Annotated in this window: 24 protein-coding genes and 2 tRNA genes; 14 read left to right on the top strand and 12 right to left on the bottom strand. The window is 66.4% G+C overall.

Features of this window, described 5'->3' with window-relative positions; translation table 11 throughout:
• The first annotated feature begins 141 nt into the window (after positions 1-141).
• Both otsA and G3N61_RS13420 read left to right on the top strand, forming a co-directional pair.
• Positions 142-1,563, top strand: a complete 1,422-nt coding sequence (gene otsA / locus G3N61_RS13415; protein WP_205822678.1) for an alpha,alpha-trehalose-phosphate synthase (UDP-forming) — start codon at positions 142-144, stop codon at positions 1,561-1,563.
• Entirely contained in the window at positions 1,556-2,137 is a 582-nt protein-coding gene (locus G3N61_RS13420; protein ID WP_205822679.1) for an AAA family ATPase, read from the top strand. Before otsA ends, G3N61_RS13420 begins: the two co-directional genes overlap by 8 nt.
• Positions 2,138-2,168: 31 nt before the next feature.
• Here the strand turns inward: G3N61_RS13420 and G3N61_RS13425 are convergent, their stop codons facing one another.
• Positions 2,169-3,536, bottom strand: coding sequence for an MFS transporter (locus tag G3N61_RS13425; protein WP_043189681.1), 1,368 nt, complete (start codon positions 3,534-3,536; stop codon positions 2,169-2,171).
• A 159-nt stretch (positions 3,537-3,695) separates the two neighbouring features.
• The gene (locus G3N61_RS13430; protein WP_043189678.1) at positions 3,696-4,076 is read right to left on the bottom strand and encodes a DUF5594 family protein; all 381 of its coding nucleotides are present in this window, start codon (positions 4,074-4,076) and stop codon (positions 3,696-3,698) included.
• A 117-nt stretch (positions 4,077-4,193) separates the two neighbouring features.
• On the opposite strand from G3N61_RS13430, the gene G3N61_RS13435 reads away from it, so the two are divergent.
• The gene (locus G3N61_RS13435; protein WP_011352835.1) at positions 4,194-4,595 is read left to right on the top strand and encodes a hypothetical protein; all 402 of its coding nucleotides are present in this window, start codon (positions 4,194-4,196) and stop codon (positions 4,593-4,595) included.
• A 194-nt stretch (positions 4,596-4,789) separates the two neighbouring features.
• Here G3N61_RS13435 and G3N61_RS13440 read toward each other — a convergent pair whose 3' ends face one another.
• Entirely contained in the window at positions 4,790-5,125 is a 336-nt protein-coding gene (locus tag G3N61_RS13440) for a hypothetical protein (RefSeq protein ID WP_122945987.1), read from the bottom strand.
• A 142-nt stretch (positions 5,126-5,267) separates the two neighbouring features.
• Between G3N61_RS13440 and eco the strand changes: the two genes are divergently transcribed.
• A complete protein-coding gene (gene eco, locus G3N61_RS13445; RefSeq protein WP_205822680.1) occupies positions 5,268-5,768 on the top strand; it encodes a serine protease inhibitor ecotin in 501 nt (166 codons plus the stop codon).
• A gap of 33 nt (positions 5,769-5,801) precedes the next feature.
• On the opposite strand, the gene G3N61_RS13450 is transcribed toward eco, so the two are convergent.
• The gene (locus tag G3N61_RS13450; RefSeq protein WP_205822681.1) at positions 5,802-6,425 is read right to left on the bottom strand and encodes a TetR/AcrR family transcriptional regulator; all 624 of its coding nucleotides are present in this window, start codon (positions 6,423-6,425) and stop codon (positions 5,802-5,804) included.
• 115 nt (positions 6,426-6,540) lie between these two features.
• Here G3N61_RS13450 and G3N61_RS13455 point away from each other — a divergent pair, with 115 nt between their 5' ends.
• Complete coding sequence (locus G3N61_RS13455) at positions 6,541-7,281, top strand: SDR family NAD(P)-dependent oxidoreductase (protein ID WP_205822682.1); 741 nt, start codon at positions 6,541-6,543, stop codon at positions 7,279-7,281.
• Positions 7,282-7,329: 48 nt separating this feature from the next.
• Here G3N61_RS13455 and G3N61_RS13460 read toward each other — a convergent pair whose 3' ends face one another.
• Complete coding sequence (locus G3N61_RS13460; RefSeq protein WP_089451081.1) at positions 7,330-7,659, bottom strand: hypothetical protein; 330 nt, start codon at positions 7,657-7,659, stop codon at positions 7,330-7,332.
• Positions 7,660-7,871: 212 nt separating this feature from the next.
• Positions 7,872-7,948 (bottom strand) — tRNA-Met (locus G3N61_RS13465).
• Positions 7,949-8,136: 188 nt separating this feature from the next.
• Here G3N61_RS13465 and G3N61_RS13470 point away from each other — a divergent pair.
• The 3 genes from G3N61_RS13470 (at position 8,137) to G3N61_RS13480 (ending at position 10,363) form a co-directional block, all read left to right on the top strand.
• Positions 8,137-8,358: a hypothetical protein gene (locus tag G3N61_RS13470; RefSeq protein ID WP_241017730.1), complete on the top strand. Its 222-nt coding sequence runs from the start codon at positions 8,137-8,139 to the stop codon at positions 8,356-8,358.
• A 638-nt stretch (positions 8,359-8,996) separates the two neighbouring features.
• Positions 8,997-10,040, top strand: a complete 1,044-nt coding sequence (locus G3N61_RS13475; RefSeq protein ID WP_205822683.1) for an acyltransferase — start codon at positions 8,997-8,999, stop codon at positions 10,038-10,040.
• A gap of 32 nt (positions 10,041-10,072) precedes the next feature.
• Positions 10,073-10,363, top strand: a complete 291-nt coding sequence (locus tag G3N61_RS13480; protein ID WP_205822684.1) for a hypothetical protein — start codon at positions 10,073-10,075, stop codon at positions 10,361-10,363.
• A 229-nt stretch (positions 10,364-10,592) separates the two neighbouring features.
• Here G3N61_RS13480 and G3N61_RS13485 read toward each other — a convergent pair.
• Together G3N61_RS13485 and G3N61_RS13490 are read right to left on the bottom strand one after the other, a co-directional pair.
• Positions 10,593-10,667: transfer RNA gene (locus G3N61_RS13485), tRNA-Arg, on the bottom strand.
• A gap of 167 nt (positions 10,668-10,834) precedes the next feature.
• Positions 10,835-11,017: a rubredoxin gene (locus tag G3N61_RS13490; RefSeq protein WP_011352822.1), complete on the bottom strand. Its 183-nt coding sequence runs from the start codon at positions 11,015-11,017 to the stop codon at positions 10,835-10,837.
• Between the two features lie 199 nt (positions 11,018-11,216).
• Here G3N61_RS13490 and G3N61_RS13495 point away from each other — a divergent pair, with 199 nt between their 5' ends.
• From G3N61_RS13495 to G3N61_RS13515, 5 genes are all read left to right on the top strand, one after another.
• Positions 11,217-11,621: a DUF4399 domain-containing protein gene (locus G3N61_RS13495; RefSeq protein ID WP_043189656.1), complete on the top strand. Its 405-nt coding sequence runs from the start codon at positions 11,217-11,219 to the stop codon at positions 11,619-11,621.
• A gap of 271 nt (positions 11,622-11,892) precedes the next feature.
• Positions 11,893-13,878, top strand: a complete 1,986-nt coding sequence (locus G3N61_RS13500) for an ATP-binding cassette domain-containing protein (RefSeq protein ID WP_179258712.1) — start codon at positions 11,893-11,895, stop codon at positions 13,876-13,878.
• Positions 13,879-14,119: 241 nt separating this feature from the next.
• Positions 14,120-16,102 carry a DNA topoisomerase IV subunit B gene (locus G3N61_RS13505; RefSeq protein WP_205822685.1) on the top strand — a complete coding sequence of 661 codons (1,983 nt, stop codon included), beginning with the start codon at positions 14,120-14,122 and terminating at the stop codon, positions 16,100-16,102.
• A gap of 69 nt (positions 16,103-16,171) precedes the next feature.
• Positions 16,172-18,493, top strand: a complete 2,322-nt coding sequence (parC, locus tag G3N61_RS13510; protein ID WP_205822687.1) for a DNA topoisomerase IV subunit A — start codon at positions 16,172-16,174, stop codon at positions 18,491-18,493.
• Between the two features lie 250 nt (positions 18,494-18,743).
• Complete coding sequence (locus G3N61_RS13515) at positions 18,744-19,202, top strand: CopD family protein (RefSeq protein ID WP_043189083.1); 459 nt, start codon at positions 18,744-18,746, stop codon at positions 19,200-19,202.
• Positions 19,203-19,255: 53 nt separating this feature from the next.
• On the opposite strand, the gene G3N61_RS13520 is transcribed toward G3N61_RS13515, so the two are convergent.
• Complete coding sequence (locus G3N61_RS13520) at positions 19,256-20,140, bottom strand: LysR family transcriptional regulator (RefSeq protein WP_043189081.1); 885 nt, start codon at positions 20,138-20,140, stop codon at positions 19,256-19,258.
• A 113-nt stretch (positions 20,141-20,253) separates the two neighbouring features.
• On the opposite strand from G3N61_RS13520, the gene G3N61_RS13525 reads away from it, so the two are divergent.
• Entirely contained in the window at positions 20,254-20,700 is a 447-nt protein-coding gene (locus G3N61_RS13525) for a multidrug/biocide efflux PACE transporter (protein ID WP_043189079.1), read from the top strand.
• Between the two features lie 57 nt (positions 20,701-20,757).
• Here G3N61_RS13525 and G3N61_RS13530 read toward each other — a convergent pair whose 3' ends face one another.
• From G3N61_RS13530 to G3N61_RS13540, 3 genes are all read right to left on the bottom strand, one after another.
• Complete coding sequence (locus G3N61_RS13530) at positions 20,758-21,966, bottom strand: chromate transporter (protein WP_043189077.1); 1,209 nt, start codon at positions 21,964-21,966, stop codon at positions 20,758-20,760.
• A 196-nt stretch (positions 21,967-22,162) separates the two neighbouring features.
• On the bottom strand, positions 22,163-24,502 hold the full coding sequence (locus G3N61_RS13535) for an EAL domain-containing protein (RefSeq protein ID WP_043189074.1): 2,340 nt from the start codon (positions 24,500-24,502) through the stop codon (positions 22,163-22,165).
• Between the two features lie 221 nt (positions 24,503-24,723).
• Positions 24,724-25,162 (bottom strand): PhzF family phenazine biosynthesis protein (locus G3N61_RS13540; protein WP_205822689.1); only part of this gene is annotated, 439 nt, incomplete at its 5' end.

The following is a 25,162-nucleotide window of genomic DNA, read 5'->3' on the forward strand; positions in this document are numbered from 1 at the left end:
TGCCGTTGCCGCCGAATTCCGCTGCTGCCTTTCACACCTGCATTGCTCACAACTGAATCGCCGCATGGCCGCCTTCGGGCAGCCGTGTCCGCCTTGGCGCGCGCCGCGCGCCAGCCAATCGAATCGAGGAGGGGAAGCCGCATGAGCAGATTGATCGTGGTATCGAACCGTGTCGCCGCCGGCGAGGACACGCGCCCGAGCGCGGGCGGCCTGGCGGTCGGCGTGATGGACGCGCTGAAGGAAACGGGCGGCGTCTGGTTCGGCTGGAACGGCGAGATCGTCGGCGCCCCTGACACCGAGCCCGCGATCCAGCGGGACGGCAACGTCACCTATGCGACGGTCGGGCTGACCCGGCGCGACTACGATCAGTATTACCGCGGCTTCTCGAACGCGACGTTGTGGCCGGTGTTCCATTACCGCGGCGATCTCGCGCGCTTCGATCGCCAGGAGTACGCGGGCTATCTGCGCGTGAACGCGATGCTCGCGAAGCAGCTCGCCGCCTTGCTGCGTCCCGACGACCTGATCTGGGTGCACGACTATCACCTGTTGCCGTTCGCGCATTACCTGCGCGAGCTCGTCGTGAAGAATCCGATCGGCTTTTTCCTGCACATTCCGTTTCCGTCGCCCGACATGCTGCGTCTCGTGCCGCCGCACGAGGAGCTCGTGAAGTTCATGTGCGCGTACGACGTGGCCGGCTTCCAGACCGAGGCCGACAAGCAGGCGTTCACCGACTACATCGAGCGGCGCGGGATCGGCGCGGCGAGCGACGACGGGATGCTGCATGCGCACGGTCGCGTCGTGAAGGTCGCCGCCTATCCGATCGGCGTGCATCCCGACGCGATCGCGCAGGCGGCCGTCCAGTACGGCACGCGCAAGCCGGTGAAGATGCTGCGCGAGGCGCTCGACGGCCGCAAGCTGGTGATGAGCGTCGACCGCCTCGATTATTCGAAGGGGCTCGTCGAGCGCTTCCAGTCGTTCGAGCGGATGCTCGCGAACGCGCCGGGCTGGCAGGGGCGCGTGTCGCTCCTGCAGATCGCGCCGCCGACGCGTTCCGACGTGAAGACGTACCAGGACATTCGCGAAACGCTCGAAGGCGAGGCCGGTCGCATCAACGGTCGCTTCTCGCAACTCGACTGGACGCCGATCCAGTACCTGAACCGCAAGTACGAGCGCAACCTGCTGATGGCGTTTTTCCGGATGTCGCAGGTCGGCTACGTGACGCCGTTGCGCGACGGGATGAATCTCGTTGCGAAGGAGTACGTCGCGTCGCAGGACCCGGCCGATCCGGGCGTGCTCGTGCTGTCGGAGTTCGCGGGCGCGGCGGCTGAGCTGACCGGCGCGCTCCTCGTCAACCCGTATGACCTGTCGCAGATGGCCGAGGCACTCGAGCGCGCGCTGTCGATGCCGCTCGCGGAGCGGCAGGCGCGCCACGAGGAGAACCTCGCGCGGCTGCGCGGGAACGACCTGTCGGTCTGGCGCGATACGTTCGTCGCCGACTTGCGCAGTGTCGCGGCCGCCGCGTCGGTCACGCGGCGCGCGGGCCGGCGGATCGCGCATGCGTGAGTTCGTGCAGGCGCCCGGCGGCGCCGACGACGCGACCCGCCGCTTTTTCGTCGTGACCGGTGGCCCGGGATCGGGCAAGAGCACGTTGCTCGACGCGCTCGAGCACGCCGGTTTCGCGCGCTCGCAGGAAGCCGGGCGCGGCGTGATCCGCGACCAGATGGCGATCAACGGCCAGGCGTTGCCGTGGCGCGACCCGGCTGCGTTCGCCGAACTGATGCTGAGCTGGGAGATGCGCTCGTACGATCTCGCGCACCACGCACGCGGGCCCGTGTTCTTCGATCGCGGCGTGCCGGACGTGGTCGGCTACCTGCGGCTGACGGGGCTGGCGGTACCCGCGCATGCGGAAGCCGCGGCCCGCCGTTTCCGCTATCACGGGCGCGTGTTCATCGCACCGCCGTGGCCAGACATCTATGCGCAGGACACCGAGCGCCGCCAGGATTTCGCGGAAGCCGTGCGTACCTACGACGCGATGGTCGAGTGCTACACGTCATATGGCTACCGGCTGATCGAACTGCCGCGCGAGAGCGTGCAGGCGCGCGTGCGTTTCGTGTTGGACGCGCTCGACGCCGAATGACGCGCGGATCGGCGGGCGGTGTGCGCCGGTGTCAGGTCGCGGCGTCCGGCCGTGGCGACGCGATGCGCAGCATGCTGACGACTGCGGCCACTGCCGCGAATGCCGCGGCGACATAGAGCGCAATCGTCGGCCCGCGATCGGGCACGAGCCCGAAAATCAATGCAACGAGCGCGGCGCCAAGCGTCTGCCCGGTCAGCCGCGCGGTGCTCAGCATGCCACCCGCGCCACCGCTGCGTTCGCGCGGCGCCGACGACAGCATCGCGCGGTTGTTCGGCGACTGGAACAACCCGAAGCCCGCACCGCACAGCGCCATCCGCCACACGATGTCGACGGTGCCCGGGTGCGCGCCGATCGTCGCGAGCGACAGCAGCCCGGCTGCGAACAGCGCGAGCCCGATCCCGCCGAGGATGCCGGCCGAATAGCGATCCGACAGCACGCCCGCGAGCGGCGCGGCGAACACGATCACGAGCGGCCATGGCGTCATGTAGAGGCCCGTCTCGACCTGCGAGAAGCCGAGCGAGTTCTGCAGCCAGAACGGCAGCGCGACGAACGCGAGCATCTGCGACGTGAACGACGCCATCGACGTATAGACCGACAGCGCGAACATCGGGATGCGCATCAGGTCGACGGGCAGCAGCGGCGCCGGCTGCGACAGCTGGCGCTTCACGAAGAAGTAGCCGACGACGAACGCGACGGCCAGCTCGGCTGCGACGTACGCGTGGCCTTCACCGTGGCCGAGGCCGTCGACGGCCGTGATCAGCAGGCCGAATACGCATGCGTTCATCAGCGCGCTCGCGAAATCGTACGGCGCATCGTGCAGCGTGTTGGCCGGCAGCGCGCGCAGGCTACCGAATACCGCGGCGATGCCGATCGGCACGTTGACGGCGAAGAGCCAGGGCCACGACGCGAACGACAGGATCGCGGACGCGACCGTCGGCCCGATCGCCGACGACAGCGCCACCACCATTGCGTTGATCGACAGCCCGCGCCCGAGCATCGACGACGGGTAGATCATCCGCACGAGCGCCGCGTTGACGCTCATGATGCCGGCCGCGCCGAAACCCTGGATCACGCGCATCACGGCCAGCATCGGCAGCGAGCCGGCAAGCGCGCAGCCGAGCGACGCCGCGGTGAACAGCGCGAGCCCGGCGATGTAGACGCGGCGATAGCCGATGCGTTCGCCGAGCGACGCGAGCGGCAGCAGCGTGATCGTGACCGCGAGCTGATACGCGTTGACGATCCAGATCGATGCGGCGTCGGATGCGTGCAGGTCGCGCGCGATGGTCGGCAGCGCGACGTTCGCGATGGCACCGTCGAGCACGGCGAGCGTGATGCCCAGTGCGACGCAGAGGATCGCCCAGTAGCGTTGCGGAAGCGGCAGGCCGGTATCGGCGTTCATGGCGGGAGCAAATGCGTGGTTGTCCGCGCGCCCGGTTGCCGGTTGCGTGCGCAACCATGCGGAAGGGTGGTGGCGGCGATGAGCGGCCCGGCCGGCGCAACGGCACCGGAGCGGGGCCGGTCGAGTGTATCACCGGGCCGCATTGCGCGACGCCGGCACTCAGCCTTCGAAGTCGAGGCCGCCGAGCCGCACGAGCGGGTCGGCCTGCGTGCGCGACAGGAGATCGATGTCGCGTGCGCCCTGCCACGCGCCCAGTTTTTTCGGCAGTGCGGCCAGGTAGTGCTCGAAGCGCTGCGGGCCGTCCGGTTCCATCAGCCGCTCGATTTCGTCGGTGTCCCAGGTCAGCTCGAGGTTCAGCGGATGATCGAAGCCGCTGACATGCTCATGCGGCGCGCTGCGGATCTGCACGCGCGTCGGGTGCCCGTGGCCGCCATACGGGACGACGTCGGTCAGCACGTGTTCGGCGAAGAAGGCGGCGATCGCCTGCGCGATGCGCGGGGCGAATTCGGTATCGAAACGGCGGGCGGTTTCGGGCTGCATGAAGGCGTCTCCTGTATGCCGAAAATCGTAGCACGGCGGCGGCGCGTTTCGGTGTGCGTGATACCGGTAATCGCGCGTTACCACTTGCTGCATCTATTACGGCCGCGTGCCGCCACAATGCATCGCATCCAGTACCACTTCGCGTGGGAGTCCATCATGAAAAAAATTGCCGCAGTGTGTGTCCTCGCCGGTTCGCTTGCCGTGGCAGGCCCGGCGTCCGCGCATGGCCGCGACGGCGGCGCCGTCATCGGCGCATTGATCGGCGGCGCGGTGCTGGGCGCGATCGTGACGTCCGCGATGAATCCGCCCGTCGCGTATCAGGCACCCGCGTACCAGGCACCGGCCTATCAGCCGCCGACGTACTACCAGGCGCCCGCGTACCAGCAGCCCGCCTATCCGACCTACCAGCAGGCGCAGTACCAGGACGACGGCCCGAACTATTGCTACGACCGCTACCAGCGCGCGTATGTGTGCGGCGCGCCCGTGTCGGGCGGCTACGCGCAGCCGGCCGGCTGGTAAGCGGACGGACGCGTGGCGCGTGAGCGGTCGGCGCCGGACGGCCGGCGCCGCTGACGATCACTTCTCCGCAGTGGACGACAAAAGGCCCTCGCTTGATGCGAGGGCCTTGGTCTTTTGCGCAGCCGTTCGTTCGCCTGCATGACGTGTCGGCCGTCGGCGGGCCGTGCACGGATACAAACGGTTGCAAATGCGCGTCAGTGGCGATGGCCGCCGCCTCCGCCGCCATCGTTCCAGTCGCCTCGGCGCCCGTCGCCGTGCCCCCAGCCATTGCCGCGATTGCCGCGGTCGCCATGATCGCCACGGTTGCCGCGATCGCCGTCCCAGCGATGGTAATCGCGCCGGCCGCGATCCCAGTCGCGTCCGCCGCCGCCACCGCCCCAGATATTGACCGTGCCGTACACGGGCGACGGCGCGTACCCGTAGCCGGGATCGGAATAGTAGGGCTGCCCGTAGCCGTATCCGGCGTCCGGGGCGACGACGCAGCCGGCCAGCAGGGTCGCTACGCCGGCGGCAGCAATGAGCTTCAGCATGATGTTCTCCGTTGGTTCCCCTATAAGTACCGCGCAAGGGAATTGCCAGCTGTTTGCAATTGTGTCTTCAAATTACAGCGTCGTAAGGTCGTGCGACGAAAGTGTTAGCATCCGGGGCTCATTTGTTTTCAGGAGTACATCGATGAAATTCGCGATCCGGGCCGCGCTGGCCGCCTTCTGCGTGACGACTGCCGCCGCCTGCGTGGCCGGGCCTGCATCGGCGCCCGCCGTGCCGGCCGAGTCGATCAAGATGTTTCCGCAAGCAGCGGCCGGCCAGCAGCGCGTCGTGATCGCGCTGCCCGCGCTCGAGAACGAAGGCGATGTGCGCGTCGAGCTGATGATCGGCAAGACGCTGCAGACCGACTGCAATCAGCAGTGGTTCGGTGGCGAGCTGACCGCCGAGGACGTGAAGGGCTGGGGCTATACGTACTACCAGCTCACCGACGTGAAGGGGCCGGCATCGACGCTGATGGCGTGCCCGGGCCAGGCGCCGCAGCAACGGTTCGTGCAGGTGCGCGGTGACGGCCAGCTGCTGCGCTACAACAGCCGCCTGCCGCTCGTCGTCTATGTGCCGGATGGCTTCGAGGTGCGCTATCGCGTGTGGCATGCGTCGAAGGACGTGCAGCACGCGGCAAAGCAGTAACGTGCCGGCGCGGCGCGCGGCGGCGTCCTGCCGTTACGCGCCGCTCGCGCCACCCGTGCCGACGAGTGCCGGCCACGCGGCCAGTGCGGCTTGCGCGACGGCCTCCAGATCGCGACGGCTCGCACCGTCGCGAGCCTGGATCGACATCCCCTGCTGGACCGTCACGTAGTACCGCGCGATCGCGTCGAGGTTCGCTTGCGCCGCAATCTCGCCGGTCGCGACACCTTGCGCGAGGCGTTCGCGCAGATTCTCGACCGTGCGCTCGCGCATCGCGATCAGCGTTTGCCGGACCGTATCGGAACGCTCGGCCGGGTGCAGCGCCGACAGCACGATCAGGCAGCCTGCCGGCTTCGACCGCCGCGTGAACACGCGTGCGGTATCCATCAGGTAATTCCGCACGGCGTCGTGCGCGCTACCGGCCCGTTCGACGCCCCCCCAGATTTCCCGCCCTTCCGTTGCGCCGTAGTGCTCGAGCGCCTGCCGGAACAGCGCTTCCTTGCTGCCGAACGCCGCATACAGGCTCGGCGACGCGATGCCCATCGCGGCCGTCAGGTCGGTCATTGATGCGCCTTCGTAGCCGAGGCGCCAGAATACCTCCATCGCGCGATCCAGCGCCGCTTCCTTGTCGAAGCTTCTCGGTCGGCCTCGCTCAGCCATTGCGTCCGTTCCTTCATCGATATCTGTATCGATCGATAAATTAAATCAATTGACTGTGGCGCGCAACTTGCCACATTCTGTGTCGGTCGTTACATAAATGAGGAAAGGAACCGACATGAACCGACTTCAGGGCAAGCGTGTACTCATCACGGGCGGCAGCCGCGGCATCGGTGCGGCGATCGCGAAACGGCTGGCGGCCGATGGCGCGGACGTCGCGATCACCTACGAGAAATCGGCCGAGCGGGCGCAGGCCGTCGTCGCCGGCATCGAGGCGCTGGGCCGCCGCGCCGTCGCGATCCAGGCCGACAGCGCCGATCCGGTGGCCGTGCGCGACGCGGTCGATCGTGCCGCGGAGGCGTTCGGCGGTCTCGACATCCTCGTCAACAACGCGGGGATATTCCGGGCCGGCGCGCTGGACGACCTCACGCTCGACGATATCGACGCGACGCTGAACGTGAACGTTCGCGCGGTGATCGTCGCGTCGCAGGCGGCGGCGCGGCATCTCGGGGAGGGCGGGCGCATCGTGTCGACCGGCAGTTGCCTCGCCACGCGCGTGCCCGATGCGGGGATGAGCCTCTATGCGGCGAGCAAGGCCGCGCTGATCGGCTGGACGCAGGGGCTCGCGCGCGATCTCGGCCCGCGTGGCATCACGGTCAATATCGTGCATCCGGGGTCGACGGATACCGACATGAATCCGGCCGACGGCGAACATGCCAGCGCGCAACGTTCGCGGATGGCGATTCCGCAGTACGGCAAGGCGGACGACGTGGCGGCACTCGTCGCGTTCGTGGTCGGGCCGGAAGGGCGGTCGATCAACGGGACCGGGTTGACGATCGATGGCGGCGCGAACGCGTGAAGGCACGGACGCCCGGCGTGAAATGACCGGGCGGCGTTGCGTTCGTGATTAGCAGCCGAGCCGGTGATGCTCGGTTTCGAGATCGGCGCGCTTGTCGTAAGCGCGCAGTTCGTTGCGCGCCTTGCCGTCCGGGCCCATCCCGCGCACGACCTTCTGGCCGCGGTCGGGGGCGTGCGTGACGGCGTCGATGCCGGCGGCCAGTTCACGGCAGCGTGAGTTGGAAGAGGGGTGTTCCGCGCGCGGTGCCGCTGCGCCCGTGATGTTGGCAATGCCGGGGCTGACATAGCGCGGCTTCGCAGGCGCGGTGATGGTATCGGCGGCGGTAGCCGTGCCGGTCATCGCTGACAGCGCGGCGAGTGCCGCGATCGCTCGAATCATTGCGTGAGTCCGGATGCTGAAGAAGGTTCGGAATTCTACGCAATGTGCGGTGTGGGGCCGTGGCGATCGGACGGGTTGCGATCGTGTGTCGCAGGGGACGCCGGCGGCTGAATGTGCGCCGACTCGTATGCGATGCTGGCAGGCAGTGCGCACGCAGCAGTGCATGCGGAAAGCAAGAAGCCCGCTTGCTTTCGCAGAGCGGGCTTCGGTATTGGTTGCGGGGGTAGGATTTGAACCTACGACCTTCGGGTTATGAGCCCGACGAGCTGCCAGACTGCTCCACCCCGCGGCGCGAAGTGTACTAGGGCTGATGTTGAGAGTCAATCGATCTTTGATCGCAAGTCGAACGGAACCGGTGGTCTACCGAGCGCGACGAGTCGATTTGGCGAGTGTGTTGAATACTCGTGCTTCCCGATCAGCTTCAACGTCAGGCGCTTTTCGTCGCTGTCGTTGCCGTACTTGATCGTGGGAAAGTAGATGAAGGCTGGCGACTTGTCCGCCGTGGAGGCGATGCTGTTAACGCAGGCGAACACGCTGCACATGGTTTTCAATCAACTGGCGCGCAAATCGGCGCACTGCGAGTATCTGAACCAGATGGAGGCGAACCTACGGCTAGCGCTCAAAGCGCAATCTCAATGCCGCGCGACGCTCGAGGCGCTGGCCGAGATCAAGAACCCGCGCAACATCCACATTGTGTAGCGGACCAACATCGCGGCGGGTCATCAGCAGGTCAACAATACTTATGCAGGTATGCAGCCGCATACGGATGCCATGCGCACGGGAAATTTTGAGCGTGCGCCAAACGGGCTATTAACCGACAACAGGGCGGCGCGACATGCCGCGACACGGGGCACCGGAGCAACGGAAAGCGCAAGCCGAGGCAATCAGGCGCTGGCAACCGTGGACGAAAGCGACCGCACCTAGGGCGCAAGCAGGTAAAGCCAAGGTGTCCCTGAACGCCTACAAGGGCGGACACCGTGAGTATCTGCGGGCGCTATCGCGGCAGGTCACCGCCGAGCTGTGGGCGGCACGCGAGATGGTCCGGCAACTGCGCAAGACCGAAGGGTTCGAACCTTCGCCCCTCTGGTCCCGAATCAGATGATGAAACGAACCGCAGAAGCGCGCCAGATAAAGCGATCCGCGATGCAATCCCTCACAAGTTGCACAGAAAACAAGCGCGCAGCCATGCGGGTTTGCGGTCGACTTGAGGGCAATTATTAGGGAAATATAGCGGGAGCAAACGAGCCTAGCCGCGCCAGGCCTCGACCATCCCTGCCATCGCCTCGCCCCGGCGACGTCGTATAGAATCCGTCGACACGATTCCTCATATCAGTCGTATGGCCCAAAAAAACAACTTCGACTTCGTCCGGATCGTCGCTGCGCTCGCCGTGCTCGTGAGCCATGCGCGGCCGATCCATGACGCGACCTATCCGCTGGGAGATCTGGGCGCCGCCGCCGTATTTGCTTTCTTTGCGGTCAGTGGTTATCTGGTGAGCGCGAGCTGGGAGCGCGACCCGCATCCGTTCCGTTTCCTGCTGCGCCGCGCGCTGCGCATCGTGCCCGGCTTCTTCTGCGCGATCCTGCTTGCCGCCTGCGTGGTTGGCCCGATGCTCACGACACTGCCCGGGGCGGGTTATCTCACCGACCCACGGTTCGCACTGTACCTGCGCTCGCTACTGCTTTACCCGATGGGCTTCGTATTGCCGGGCGTGTTTGAGCACAATCCGCTCGCGAACAATGTGAACGGTTCGCTGTGGACACTGCCGCTAGAGGCGACGATGTACTTCGGCTTGTGCGCGCTCGGCAGGGCGCTCTACTTTGTGCGCAGGGCTACCGTGCCAGTTCTTGTCGCTCTGCTCGCGGCCGGATGCTGGTTGGAGATTCACCCGCCATCGGGAAACGTCTGCATGATGAACGCGCATGAGTTGGTGCGCGCCGGGACCAGCTTCGCGACTGGCGCGCTGCTCTGGCATCTGCGTAAGCGCATCCCGCTCTTCTCATGGGCATGGCTCCCTGTCGCAGCCGCGATCATCATGACTCGCGGCTCGGCGGTCGAGATATGGCTGCTGATGCTTGCGATCCCTTACGCCGTCATCTCGTTTGCCGTGACCGAGACGCCCTATCTCAGCCGGATCGGGGCGCTAGGCGACCCGTCCTACGGCATTTATGTCTACGCCTTCCTGATCCAGCAAACCTTGATGGCGCTATTCCCGCACATCGAGTTCGGGCCATTCGTGCTTGCGTCGATCATTCTGTCGGTCGCCTCCGGTTACATGTCTTGGCACATCATCGAGAAACCTGCGCTACGGCTTAAAAACTTCGCGGCGCAACCGAACACGGCGAGCGGTAACAAAACCAACCGCAGTGCAAGTGCTGGTTGAAAACGACGCGTACGCGAGCAGATAGACCGTAGTTGTCGACGCTGCCCGCGTTTGCGTTGTTGGTCGTCGTGCCGACTATGCCGGATGTTTGCGAGGGCGTGATGGCGCCGGTCGCCGTCAGCGTCGTGACGGTATTGCCGAACGACGGATGGGTCGAGGGGCCATTCGAAATCAGGGAGCCGCCCGATGATCCGGGCGAGATGAACGTGAGCCCGGTCGAATTGCCGATCGCGACATCGTATTGCGTGACGTCCGTGAGGACCGCCGCAGACGGACCGCCCCAGGCCGGCGCGCTCGATGCGCCGGTCGAGACGATCGCTTGACCAGGCATTGCGTATTGCCATGTCGGTAAGCGCCATGTCCGCTCCTCTGCTGGGGGCCGTTTGAGCGATGTCGGGGTTGCGGTTTGGGGGCTGAAGAACCCCGGAAAGAACCCCTGCCGATGCGTTGCTTTGGCTGAGGGGGCTTTGCAGAAGTTCGCAGCAAAGAACCCGCAAAGCTATGCTGGGCGCGGTTTTTGTTGTGAGACGTGGGAGGTACTTGGAACTGAGATGGTCCCCCCGACAGGAATCGAACCTGTATCTAGCGCTTAGGAGGCGCTTGTTCTATCCATTGAACTACGGGGAGAGCCATGTCCGGGTAACACGCATAAAAAACGCGAACCGGACGGCGGTGTGGACAGCGCGCAGAGTATAGCAAACGCGCGGCGCATCGGCGGGGCGGAATGCACGCCGACGCGCGCGATCGCGCAATCAGCCGCGATCAGAAAACCAGGGAATCAGCGAGTCAGCGAATCAGAAATCGACGACGACGAAATCTTCCTTGCCCACATCGCACAGCGGGCAGCGCCAGTCGGCGGGGATGTCGGCGAAACGGGTGCCGGGCGCGAGGCCTTCGTCGGGCAGCCCTTCCGCTTCGTTGTAGACCCACCCGCAAATCAGGCAGACCCAGCTCTGGTATTCGGTTACTTCGCTCATGTAGCGCTCGGGAAAAGGGAAATTCGGTGATGCCGTCCGCAGCGTCGCCGGCGGACGAAAGGCGCAATGGTACCGGAATTTCGCCGAACGGCTCCGCAACGTCGTTTTAAACGTACGCATCGCGAACAATGCAACCGAAACACGGTTGCCGTTCGCGAGGTGTATGCTTCCGGGGCTGTCCAATCATAAGGAGAATGCGATGCTGAACAGAAAGTGGATCGCAGGTGCGGTATGCGTGGCGGCAATGGCCGTGTCGACGGTCGCACGGGCCGAGGCGCGCGTGTATTTCGAAGCGCCGAGCGACGGCGCGACGGTGTCGAATCCGGTGCACGTGAAGTTCGGGCTCGAAGGGATGGAGCTCCGGCCCGCCGGCGACATGACGCCGAATACCGGCCATCATCACCTGCTGATCGACGGCCGGCCGATTCCGAAGGGCGACGTGATTCCCGCAAGCGAGCGCTCGCTGCACTTCGGCAAGGCGCAGACCGAAACCGATATCAAGCTGCCGCCCGGCCAGCATACGCTGACGCTGCAGTTCGGCGACGGCATCCACCGGTCGTACGGCCCCGAAATGAGCTCGACGATCACGGTCAACGTGAAGTAATCACGCGTGCCGCGTACGGGCGCCCGAGGCGTCCGGCGCGGGATGGTCGATCGGCCGGCCGCAGGCATCCGGCCGACGTTGGCTTTCGCTCGGAACCCGCGGCGCGGCTCCGCTACCGAAAGCCGGGTGCCCCCGGCGCGCCATCGCATCGCGTCGCTGCGCTTCGATGGCCGCCTGCCTGCCGTCAAAAGCGCGTTCCAACCCGCCTCTCAGCCCGTTTCCCGGCCTAGTCCGTCCAGCCATAGCGGTGGCGGCGCTCGCGACCGGTACAATGGGCGCTTCCGATTTCTCTCTTCGCCGTCTCCCCATGTCGCTCTATTCCATTTCCGGCGCGCAGCTCGCGTTCGGTCACGTCGCGTTGCTCGATCACGCGGATTTCTCGCTGGAAGCCGGCGAGCGCGTCGGCCTGATCGGCCGCAACGGCGCGGGCAAGTCGTCGCTGCTGAAGATCGTCGCCGGGCTCGCGAAGCCCGACGACGGGCTGGTCACGCGCCAGCAGGAACTCGTGACCGTCTATGTGCCGCAGGAGCCCGAATTCGAACCGGGCGCGACGGTGTTCGACGCGGTCGCGTCGGGGCTCGCACACACGCGCGAACTGCTCGAAGAATACGATTCGATCGCGCACCGCCTCGCGGATATTCCCGAAGGCGCCGAACACGATGCGCTGCTCGCGCGCATGAACGCGCTGCAGTCGTCGCTCGATGCGCACGACGCATGGAGCTGGCGCACGCGCGTGTCGATGACGCTCGCGCAGATCGGCCTGGCGGACGTCGACGCGCCCGTCGATGCGTTGTCGGGCGGGATGCAGAAGCGCGTCGCGCTGGCGCGCGCGCTGGTGCTGCAGCCTGACGTGCTGCTGCTCGACGAACCGACCAACCACCTCGACTTCGACGGCATCCGCTGGCTGGAAGAACTGCTCGTTTCGCAGCGCGCCGGCCTGCTGTTCATCACGCACGATCGCGCGTTCCTCGACCGCGTCGCGACGCGCATCGTCGACCTCGACCGCGGCCGGCTGCTGTCGTACCCGGGTAATTTCTCCGCATACCAGACACGCAAGGAGCAGCAGCTCGAAATCGAGCGCGTGGAAAACGAGAAGTTCGACAAGCTGCTCGCGCAGGAAGAAGTGTGGATCCGCAAGGGTGTCGAAGCGCGCCGCACGCGCAGCGTCGGCCGCATCGCGCGGCTCGTGCAGATGCGCAACGACCGCGCGGAGCGCCGCAACACGCAGGGCAACGTGAAGCTCGACGTCGCGCAGGGCGAGAAGTCCGGCAAGATCGTCGCGGAGCTGACCGACGTGACGAAGCGCTACGGCGGCCGCGCGGTCGTCGATCGCTTCTCGACGACGGTGATGCGCGGCGACAAGATCGGCTTCATCGGCCCGAACGGTGCCGGCAAGACGACGCTGCTCAAGCTGATTCTCGGCGAACTGAAGCCCGATGAAGGCACGGTGCGTATCGGCACCAACCTGCAGGTCGCGTATTTCGACCAGATGCGTGCGCAGCTCGACCAGGAAAAGAGCCTCGCGGATACCATCAGCCCCGGCAGCGAATGGGTCGAGATCGGCGGCGTGCGCAAGCACGTGATGAGCTATCTCGGCGATTTCCTGTTCGCGCCGGAACGCGCGCGTTCGCCGGTGAAGTCGCTGTCGGGCGGCGAGCGTAACCGGCTGCTGCTCGCGCGCCTGTTCGCGCGTCCGGCCAACGTGCTGGTGCTCGACGAACCGACCAACGACCTCGACATCCAGACGCTCGAACTGCTCGAGGAGCTGCTGGCCGACTACGACGGTACGGTGCTGCTCGTCAGCCACGATCGCGCGTTCCTCGACAACGTCGTGACCTCGGTGATCGCGGCCGAGGGCGACGGCAAGTGGCGCGAATATGTTGGCGGCTTCAGCGACTGGCAGATCCAGAGCGCGCGCGCGGATCAGCTCGCGCAGCAGGAAGCCGCGAAGCGCGCGGTCAAGGACGCGGCACCCGTCAAGGAAGAGCCGGCGAAGAGCGCCGCGGGCCGCAACACGCAACGCACGGTGAAGTTGTCGTTCAACGAGCAGCGCGAACTCGATTCGCTGCCGGAGAAGATCGCCACGCTCGAAGAGGAGCAGAAGACGATCAACGCCAAGCTCGAAGACGGTTCGATTTTCGCGAAGGATCCGCAGGAAGGCACGCGCCTGACCGAGCGGTTCGCGGCGATCGACGACGAATTGCTCGCCGCGCTCGAACGGTGGGAAACGCTCGAGGCGAAGCGCAAGCCCGCGTAATACGCAGACGCGTCGCGCGGCCGGTGGCCGCTGCGCGCGATTCCGCGATTGGCGTGCCACGCGGAACCAGTAAAATACCGCGCGTCCCGGGCAGCGCAGCGCACGCCGCGCGCCCGCTTTCGGAGCAGTCCAAGCACACCGTTGTTTCGATTCGCTTTTTTACGGAACTCAACGTTTTGTCCACGACGTTATCCACACGAGGTGTGGACAACGTCCCGATGAATGACGAAATTCAGCGCCTATGTCAACGAAGAAACCCAGCGCGGCCTATAGCGAAGCATCGATCAAGGTGCTCAAGGGTCTCGAGCCGGTCAAGCAGCGGCCCGGCATGTACACCCGTACCGAGAATCCGCTGCACATCATCCAGGAAGTCATCGACAACGCGTCCGACGAGGCGCTCGGCGGCTACGGCAAGCAGATCACGGTCACGCTGCACGCCGACCAGTCGGTCTCCGTCGAGGACGACGGCCGCGGCATTCCGTTCGGCATGCACCCGGAAGAGGGCGTGCCGGTCGTCGAGATCGTATTCACGCGCCTGCACGCGGGCGGCAAGTTCGACAAGGCCGCCGGCGGCGCCTACACGTTCTCCGGCGGCCTGCACGGCGTCGGCGTGTCGGTGACGAACGCGCTGGCCACGCGCCTCGACGTGACGGTCTGGCGCGACGGCAAGATCGCGGAGCTCGGCTTCGCCGAAGGCGATGTCGTGAAGCCGCTCTCGACGCAGGGCGCGGGCCGCGGCGAGAAGAAATCCGGCACGCGCGTGCAGGTGTGGCCGAACCCGAAGTACTTCGATTCGCCGAACCTGCCGCTCGGCGAGCTGCAGCGCCTGCTGCGCTCGAAGGCCGTGCTGCTGCCGGGCGTCGAGGTCGTGCTCGTCAACGAGAAGAGCGGCGAGCGCCAGGTGTGGAAGTATGAAGACGGCCTGCGCGGCTACCTGCTCGACGAAATGAACGGCAGCGAGCTGCTGATCCCGCTGTTCGAAGGCGAGCGTTTCGCCGATTCGCGTTCGGGCGACGACACCTTCGCCGAAGGCGAGGGCGCGTCGTGGGTCGTCGCATGGAGCGAGGAAGGCTCGCTCGTGCGCGAGTCGTACGTGAACCTGATCCCGACGCCGGCCGGCGGCACGCATGAATCCGGCCTGCGCGACGGTCTCTACCAGGCAGTGAAAAGCTTCGTCGAACTGCACAACCTGCAGCCGAAGGGCGTGAAGCTGCTCGCGGAAGACGTGTTCGCGCGCGTGTCGTTCGTGCTGTCCGCGAAGGTGCTCGATCCGCAGTTCCAGGGGCAGATCAAGGAACGTCTGAACAGCCGCGACGCGGTGAAGCTCGTGTCGTCGTTCTCGCGTCCTGCGCTGGAGCTGTGGCTGAACCAGCACGTCGAGCACGGCAAGAAGCTTGCCGAACTCGTGATCAAGCAGGCGCAGGCGCGCACGCGTGCGGGCCAGAAGGTCGAGAAGCGCAAGAGCTCGGGCGTCGCGGTGCTGCCCGGCAAGCTGACCGACTGCGAGACGGAAGATATCGCGCGCAACGAACTGTTCCTCGTCGAGGGCGATTCGGCGGGCGGCTCCGCGAAGATGGGCCGCGACAAGGAATACCAGGCGATCCTGCCGCTGCGCGGCAAGGTGCTGAACACGTGGGAAACCGAGCGCGACCGCCTGTTCGCGAACAACGAGGTGCACGACATCTCCGTCGCGATCGGCGTCGATCCGCACAGCCCCGATGAAAGCGTCGACCTGTCGAACCTGCGCTACGGCAAGATCTGCATCCTGTCGGACGCGGACGTCGACGGCTCGCACATCCAGGTGCTGCTGCTCACGCTGTTCTTCAAGCATTTCCCGCAACTGATCGAGCGCGGCCATGTGTGCGTCGCACGCCCGCCGCTGTTCCGTGTCGACGCGCCCGCGCGCGGCAAGAAGGCCGCGCAGAAGCTCTATGCGCTCGACGACGGCGAACTCGAGGCGATCCTCGACAAGCTGCGCAAGGACGGCGTGCGCGAGACGCAATGGAGCATCAGCCGCTTCAAGGGTCTCGGCGAAATGAGCGCCGAGCAGCTGTGGGATACCACGATGAACCCCGACACGCGCCGCCTGATGCCGGTGAAGCTCGGCGAGCTCGACTACGAGGCGACCGTCGCGCGCATGACGATGCTGATGGGCAAGGGCGAGGCAGCCGCGCGGCGCGGCTGGCTCGAGGAAAAGGGCAACGACGTCGAAGCGGACATCTAAGCCGAGCACCTGCGCGGCCGGGCATGACACCCGGCCCGGCCTCACGCCACTTACGAATACGGAATTCAGATGGACGACAACACTTCCGATCTCTTCGCCGGCCCCGATGCACCGGATGCCGAAGCGCTGACGCTCGGCAACTACGCGGAGCAGGCGTATCTCAGCTACGCGGTCAGCGTCGTGAAGAGCCGCGCGCTGCCCGACGTGTGCGACGGCCAGAAGCCGGTGCAGCGCCGGATCCTGTTCGCGATGAACGAAATGGGCCTCGGCCCCGACGCGAAGCCGGTGAAATCGGCGCGCGTGGTCGGCGACGTGCTCGGTAAATACCACCCGCACGGCGACCAGTCGGCGTACGACGCACTGGTGCGTCTCGCGCAGGATTTCTCGCTGCGCTACCCGCTGATCGACGGGCAGGGCAATTTCGGCTCGCGCGACGGCGACGGCGCGGCGGCGATGCGATACACCGAAGCCCGCCTCACGCCGATCGCGAAGCTGCTGCTCGACGAGATCGACCAGGGCACGGTCGACTTCATGCCGAACTACGACGGCTCGTTCGAAGAGCCGAAGACGCTGCCGAGCCGCATGCCGTTCGTGCTGCTGAACGGCGCGTCGGGCATCGCGGTTGGTCTCGCGACCGAAATCCCGTCGCACAACCTGCGTGAAGTCGCAGCGGCGGCGGTTTCGCTGATCCGCAATCCGAAGCTCACGCACGCGGAACTGATGAACCTGATCCCCGGCCCGGATTTCCCGGGCGGCGGCCAGATCATCTCGAGCGACGCGGAAATCGCGGCGGCCTACGAATCGGGCCGCGGCAGCCTCAAGGTGCGCGCGCGCTGGAAGATCGAGGATCTCGCGCGCGGCCAGTGGCAACTGGTCGTCACCGAGCTGCCGCCGAGTACGTCGGGCCAGAAGGTGCTCGAGGAAATCGAGGAGCTGACGAACCCGAAGCTCAAGCTCGGCAAGAAGACGCTGACGCCCGAGCAGCTCAACACGAAGAAGGCGATGCTCGACCTGCTCGACGCGGTGCGCGACGAGTCGGGCAAGGAAGCGGCGGTGCGGCTCGTGTTCGAGCCGAAGTCGCGCACGATCGACCAGACGGAATTCGTGAACACGCTGCTCGCGTACACGAGCCTCGAATCGAACGCGACGCTGAACCTCGTGATGATCGGCGCCGACGGCCGGCCGGGCCAGAAGGGCCTGCTGACGATCCTCGACGAATGGGTGAAGTTCCGCCAGCTGACGATGACGCGCCGGTGCCGCCATCGTCTCGCGAAGGTCGACGACCGCATCCACATCCTCGAAGGGCGGATGATCGTCTTCCTGAACATCGACGAGGTGATCCGCATCATCCGCGAGTCGGACGAGCCGAAGGCTGCGCTGATGAGCGCGTTCGGCCTCAGCGAACGGCAGGCGGAAGACATTCTCGAAATCCGGCTGCGTCAGCTCGCGCGGCTCGAGAAGATCAAGATCGAGAAGGAACTCGAAGCGCTGCGCGACGAAAAGGCGAAGCTCGAGGAACTGCTCGCAAACGAAAGCGCGATGAAGCGGCTGATGATCAAGGAGATCGAGGCCGACGCGAAGCAGTACGGCGACGAGCGCCGCACGCTGATCCAGCAGGAAAAGCGCGCGACCTTCGAGGCGAAGGTGGTCGACGAGCCGGTGACGGTGGTCGTGTCGCAGAAGGGCTGGGTGCGTGCGCTGAAGGGCCACGGGCTCGACCCGGCCAGCTTCTCGTTCAAGGCCGGCGACCATCTTTACGCGGCGTTCCAGTGCCGCACGCCGGATCGTCTGATCGCGTGGGGCAGCAGCGGCCGCGTGTACTCGGTCGACGTGTCGGTGCTGCCGGGCGGGCGCGGTGACGGCGTGCCGGTCACGTCGCTGATCGAGCTCGAATCGGGCTCGCACCTGATGCACTACTACGCGGCGCCGGCCGACCAGCAACTGCTGCTCGCGTCGAGCAACGGCTTCGGCTTCCTTGCGAAGGTCGGCGACATGGTGAGCCGCGTGAAGGCCGGCAAGGCGTTCATGACGATCGACGCAGGTGCGGTGCCGCTCGCGCCGATGCCCGTGCTGCCGAACGCGAAGCAGGTTGCCTGCCTGTCGAGCGGCGGCCGACTGCTGGTCTTCGGCATGGACGAGATGAAGACGCTGTCCGGCGGCGGTCGCGGCGTGATCCTGATGGCGCTCGACGACAAGGAAACGCTCGTGCAGGCGCTCGCGATCGATCCGGCCGGCGTCGTGCTGATCGGCACGGGCCGTGGCGGCAAGGCGATGGACGAGACGCTGTCGTACGCGGCGCTCGCGCCGCACGTCGGCAAGCGCGCGCGCAAGGGCCGCGCGCCGGAGACAAAGCTCAAGGTCGTCAGCGAGCTGCGTCCGCTGCTCGGCTGACGCGACACACGATCGATCGTCCGGTTCGGCCGCGATCGAAGGCCGCACCTCCGCTTCGGCGGACGTGCGGCCTTTTCTTTTGGCGTGGGGATTCGGGTAAGCAAGCGTGGCGCTGTCACGCGGAACTTGCAAAATAGTGTGAAATCGCGCCTGGGGTCTGAACCGTGCAGCGACAATCCGGTCGAACGTCGCTCGATGCCGCGTGCGACGCGGCCGTTCGCCGCACCCAACTCCTCACAGGATTGCCGTCATGTCCCATGCTGTCGCCGTCGCGCTGTTTCTTCATCTGCTGGCCGTCGCCGTGTGGGTGGGCGGGATGGTCTTCGCCAACTTCTGCCTGCGCCCGGCGCTGTCCGACCTGTCGCCGCAGCTTCGATTGCCGCTGATCGAAGGCGTGTTCGGCCGCTTCTTCAACTGGGTATCGGGTTCCGTGATCGTGATCCTGCTGTCCGGCGGCTTCCTGCTCATGGAATTCGGTGGCGCGCACGCGACGTGGTCGCTGCACGCGATGGCCGGGCTCGGCGTCGTGATGATGCTGATCTTCGGGCATATCCGGTTCGCGCTGTTCCCGCGTATCCGCCGTGCGGTGCAGGCGCAAAAGTGGCCGGACGGCGCACGCGCGGTGAACACGGTGCGCCTGCTCGTCGTCGTGAACCTCGTGCTCGGCGTCGTCACGATCGGCGCGGCGGTGCTGTCGCGCGGTTTCTGAATGACCGGAGCCGGTCGGCAGGCGCGCAGCCGCCGGTGTACCGGCAAGCGCCGCTACGCGGCCAGCATCGCGTCGAGCAGCCATGAGCCGGCCGGGCCGAGCGGCCGGTTGCGCGACCAGACGGCATCGACCCGCACGCGGCGCGGCCAGCCGCGCGCACGCAGTTCGCACAGCCGATCGTGCGCAAAGTGGTCGACCATCCAGCGCGGCAGTTCGGCCCAGCCGAACCCCAGCACGGCCATCTCCAGCAGCATCAGGTAGCTCGGTGCCAGCCAGTGCTGCGTGCCGACGACGATCCGGTCGTCGGCGCTGCGGCCTTCCGTCTTCACATAGGTATTGAGGCGCAGTTCGCGCACGTCGCGCAGCGCGGTGTGCGGCACGTCGGCGTCGCCGTATTCGGCGAGCGGGTGCGTGCGGCCGACGAACAGCCCGATCTCCGATTCCTCCGCGATCGTCGCCGCGCCGATATCGGCCGGGTAGGCCGCGCGCGCGGCCATCAGCCCGAGCTGCGCGCGCCCTTGCTGGATCAGGTCGAGCACGTCCTCGTGCTCGGCGATCTGGCATTCGAGCTCGAGCGCCGGAAAGCGCCGTTCGAGCGCCATCAACGTTTCCTCATAGCGCTTCGACTGGTACGTATCCGACACGACGAGCGTCAGCCGTGCTTCCTCGCCACGCGCGAGCCGCGCGGCCATGCGGTCGATCGCCGCGCCGGCCTCGAGCGCGCGCTGCACCTGCGGCAGCAGCGCGCGCCCGGCATCGGTCAGCGTCGGCGCGCGCGTCGAGCGGTCGAACAACTGCACGCCGAGATCGATCTCGAGGTTCGCGATCGCCTCCGACACGGTCGACTGGCGCTTGCCGAGCTTGCGCGCGGCGGCCGTAAACGAGCCGAGCAGCGCGGCTTCGGCGAATGCGAGCAGGGCTTCGGGGGCGTGGCGCATGCAGCACTCCTGGCGGCGTTATATCGGTAAAACCGATGATATCAAACTGGATTCATACGGTTGCGCCGATCAAAATGGCTGCCATGAACGAAGTAGACGAATCGGAGGGAATCATGAAACAGATCAACAAAACGGTGACGGAACGGCTGCTGCATGCACTGACATTCGAGCTGATCGCGATCGCGCTGTGCGCGCCGATCGGCGCGTGGCTGCTCGACATGCCGGTGTCGCACGTCGGCGTGCTGACGGTGATGGTGTCGCTGATCGCGATGGCGTGGAACATGGCGTTCAACACGCTGTTCGATCGCTTCGAGCGGCGGGCGGGCTTGAAGCGCACGCTCGGCATGCGGATCGCGCATGCGGTCATGTTCGAGCTCGGTCTCGTCGCGATGGTGGTGCCGGTTGCCGCGTGGTGGCTGAACGTGAGCCTCGTCGAGGCGCTATTGCTCGACCTCGGCATCGTGCTGTTCTTCCTGCCTTACACGTTCTGCTTCAACCTCGCATACGACGCGCTGCGCGCTCGCTGGATGGCACGCCGGGTGGCGGTGCAGGCGGGTTGAGGACGGACGAGACGGGCGAATGCCGGCAGAGGCCGGCGGGGCGGCGGCCGTCGCCGGTCAGCGCGCGGCGGCCCACAGCCACACGCCGCACGCAGCCGCGACGGTGCCGTACACGGCATAGACGGGCACCTTGAAGCGCGCGAAGCACAGCGTCGCGAAGGCGCCCGTCAGCCAGTAAACGGGGTCAGCCGGCTCGCGATGCAGGATCTTCACGACGGCGACGACGAGAAAACCCGTGGTCGCCGCGCGCAACAGGCGCATCCCGTGTTCGAAGCGCGAATGGCGCTTGAGCCGGAACAGGTGGTTCTGCGCGAACACGACGAGGCAGCCCGACGGAATGAACAGCGCGGCCGTCGCGGCCAGCGCGCCGACCCAGCCGTCGGTCAGGTAGCCGAGAAACGGCACGACATTCAGCAGCGGCCCTGGTGCGACGGGCGACAACGCGAACGCAAGCGTGAAGTCGTGATCGGAGATGCCCGTTGCCGGCGTGACGAACAGCGTCTTGAGCACGGGCAGCGCGGAGAAGCCGCCGCCGAACAGTGTCATGCCGGCGCCGGCGAGGCGCGGCCACAGCAGCGTCGCCTGATAGTCGCCGGGCAGCGGCACCGCGAACAGCGTGACGAGCACGCCGAGCAGCACGAGCAGGTTGCGGTCGCGGGCCGACAGCGTGACATCGACCGCGTCGCGTTGCGGCGGCCCCGTCAGCCAGCCCGCCGCGAACGCGGCGAAAAGAATCCCGACGAAGGCGGCCGGATTATGCGCGAAACCGAGCAGAATTGTCGACAGCGCGGCGATCAGCTGCTCGCGCCGCGTGCGCGCGAGCGAGCGCAACTGCTTGACCCACGTGACGCCGATCAGCGCGGCGAGCACCATCCCGAAGTGATTGATCAGCATCGGCGCGGCCAGCGAGCGCACGAGCGGCGTGCGATAGAAGATCGCGAACAGCGTCATCAGGATGGAGAACGGCAGCACGCTCGCGAGGCCGGCGACCCATGCGCCGATGCGGCCGTGCAGGATCTGGCCGACCTGTACCGCCACGTTGCAGCCGACGGGGCCTGGCACGAGCCAGGCCAGCGCGACGAGATCGCCGAATACGTGAGGCTCGATGCGCCGCAGCCGTTCCACGTAGTGGCGTTCGAGCTGCGCCATCATCGACAGCCCGCCCCACGAGACCGCCGAAATGCTCGCGACGACTTTGAACAGGTTCCACAGGGAAGCCTGCGCCTGTTCGACATCAGCAGTCGCTTCGATTTCGACGGTTGTCATGTTGGTAGGGTGGGCCGGGGGCCCGATCTCTCGCGTATAGCCATGCCGGCGGCCCGCCGACACGTTGGCCCTCCCGATTGTCCGCCGCGCACCGTGACACTGCCATGCGCGGAAACGCTAGTTCATGAACTAAACAATCAGATCGGAAAACGAAACAATGACGGCGCGCGCAAGGCCCGCCACGGCCGCGGTGCGCTCACGCGCCCGTGCTGCCGGTCGCGCGATGCGCGATCACGTTCGGCGGTTCGGCGCGCACGCCGAAGCGTGCGATCAGCGCGGGAATCGCGTCGGCCGGCACCGGTCGCGAGAACAGGAAGCCCTGCGCCTCGATCTCGCCGAGCGCGGACAGCCACGTGATCTGCTCCTCGGTTTCGGTGCCTTCGACGACGACGGTCAGGCCCAGCGAGCGCGCGAGATGTACGATCGACGACACCATCACGCACACGCTGCGATCGTTCGGGATCGCCTGCACGAACGAGCGGTCGACCTTCAGTGTGTCGACGGAGAAGCGGTGCAGGTACGACAGCGACGAATAGCCGGTGCCGAAATCGTCGAGTGCGATCCGGATGCCGAGCTTCTTCAGCGCGACGATTTTCTCGGACACGAGTTCCGGATACTCCATCATCGCGGTTTCGGTGATCTCGATTTCGAGGCGGTTCGCGTCGATGCCGGTTTCCTGCAGCGTGCGCGAGATCGTCTCGATCAGGTCGCCGCGCCAGAACTGCACGGGCGAGATGTTGACCGCGAGCGTCAGCGTGTCGTGGCCCTCGTCGCGCCAGCGCGCGATCTGCTCGCACGCGGTGCGGATCACGAAGTCGCCGATCGGCACGATCAGGCCGGTCGATTCGGCGATCGAAATGAATTCGTTCGCGGAGATGATCCCGTGCTCGGGGTGATCCCAGCGCGCGAGCGCCTCGAAGCCGGTGATGGTGCGGTGGGTGAGGTCGATCTTCGGCTGGTACGCGAGGAACAGCTGCCCCTCGGCGAGCGCGACGCGCAATTGCTGTTCCCAGCGCATCAGGTGGTCGGCGCGGTGCGACAGGTGCGGCGCGTAGAACTGGTAGCAGTTCTTGCCGGCGTCCTTCGCGCTGTACATCGCGAGATCGGCCTTCTTCAGCAGGTCGATCTCGCTTTCGTTCGCGACGGTGTGCAGCGCGATGCCGATGCTCGCATGCAGCACGAACGAACTGCCGCGCACGTCGAACGGCTCGCCGAACATCCGGATGATCGCTTCCGCGAGCCGCACCGCGCGCCGCTCGACGTCGTCGCCCTTCATCACGACGACGAACTCGTCGCCGCCGATGCGCGCGAGCGAGCCTTCGTCGCCGACCGCATCGGACAGGCGCGACGCGGTCATCTGCAGCACGATGTCGCCGGCGTTGTGGCCGAGCGTGTCGTTGACGGTCTTGAAGTTGTCGAGATCGATGAACAGCAGCCCGAGCCGCGACAGGCTCGTCGGCATCGACACGTCGTTACGCAGCCCGCGCAGCGTCGCGTAGCGGTTCGCGAGGCCGGTGAGCAGGTCGTATTCGGCGAGCTGCGTCATTTCGCGCTCACGGCCGAGCAGCTTGCCGATCAGGCCCGTCGCGACACCGAAGAACGCGAGCATCGCGAGCGTGATGAAGCTCGTCATCAGCAGGTAGACGTTGCGCGTATGGTAGTAGTCCGCAAATTCCTCGGTTTGCGACAGCCCGACCATCACCGCGAGCGGGTAGCCGTCGAGGTGGCGGTACGACACGATGCGCGTCACACCGTCGATCGGGTCGATGATCGTGCCCGTCACGCGCTCGGCGATCGGGTAGACGCCCGACGCCGAAAACGCGCCCGGCGCGTTGCTGACCGAGCCCGTGCGCCGCGCGAGCACGGCACCCGTATCGGATACGACCGCGATCACGCCTTCCTTGCCGATCGCCGCGTTGTTGTAGAAGTCGTTCGTGAAGTAGCTCGGGTCTTCCGACACGACGACGATGCCCGCGAAGCTGCCGTCCGGGTTGTTCAGGCGCCGCGTCATCTGCAGCGTCCAGTGGCTCGACACGCGGCCGAGGACGGGCTTGCTGATGAACAGGCGGTCGTCGTTGTGCGCGAGGTGGACCTTGAAGTGCTCGCGGTCGGACAGGTTGATCGGCTGCGGATGCAGCTCGGCGGTGTTCGCGAACAGGATGCCCTTCGCGTTGACGAGCGACACCTGGATCAGCGTGTCGCTCGGCACGACGCCTTTCTCGACGGCGCTGGCGAGGTTGAAGCGCGCGGGCGACTTCTCGAATTCGAACTTGACGAAGCGGGTGATCTGGTCGACCTGATGGATCGCCTTGACCGTGTGCTGCTCGAGCGCAGAGGAGAGGATCGCGGCGGAAGCCGCCGCTTCCTTGTACGCGCTGTCCTTTTCCACCGACAGACGCGCGATGATCACGGCCCACAGCAGCGCAAGCGCCAGCATCCCGAGCAGCGGGATCGCAAATAGCGCACGCCGGCGCGATTTGCGCGGCGCGCGTAGCGGCCGGGTCGGCGGCGTGTGGTTGGACCGGGCGGAGCTCATCGAAGAGGGTGGCGTCCTGCTCGCGTGCGCCATCCGTCTGGATGGCCGTCTAGGGTTCGGGTTGTCCCGACGTCTGTTCGTTCGCGGGACACGCAACCATGGACAGACCTCCGAAACAACGGATTAGGCCCGATATTACTGGCTGGAACGTTTTTGCGATAGTTGGGCGAATCGTAGGGGGGGGCGCCGGACGGGCCGGCGCCATCGCACATCGCGAAATGTTACGCGGGGGACAGGAAGGTGCCGTCGACGACCGTGACGACCTGGCCGCCGATCCACGCGGTGCCGTCTTCGTCGTAGCGGACGAAGATGCGGCCCTCACGGCCGATCGCCGTCCCCTGGCGGGCCGTATACGACTGGCCGGGGCGGCGTTCCTGCCGCGTCAGCAGCCCGGCGAGCGCCGCGTTTGCACTGCCGGTGACGGGATCCTCGCCGAAGCCGAAGTTGCCGCCCGTCATCAGGCAGCGGATTTCGAACGTCGCGGGGCCGCCGTCGGCGTGCGGCGCGTAGACCGCGAGGCCGTCCATGCCGTAGCGGTGCGTGAGCGCCGCCAGCGCGGCCGGATCGGGCGACAGGCCGACGCACGCGTCGGCCGACTTCAGCCGCGCGACGAGCCACGGCGCACCGTTGTCGACCGCGCACGGCTCGGCCTCCAGGTCG

It is taken from the genome of Burkholderia sp. Ac-20349, from assembly GCF_017104865.1.
Taxonomy (GTDB): domain Bacteria; phylum Pseudomonadota; class Gammaproteobacteria; order Burkholderiales; family Burkholderiaceae; genus Burkholderia; species Burkholderia aenigmatica.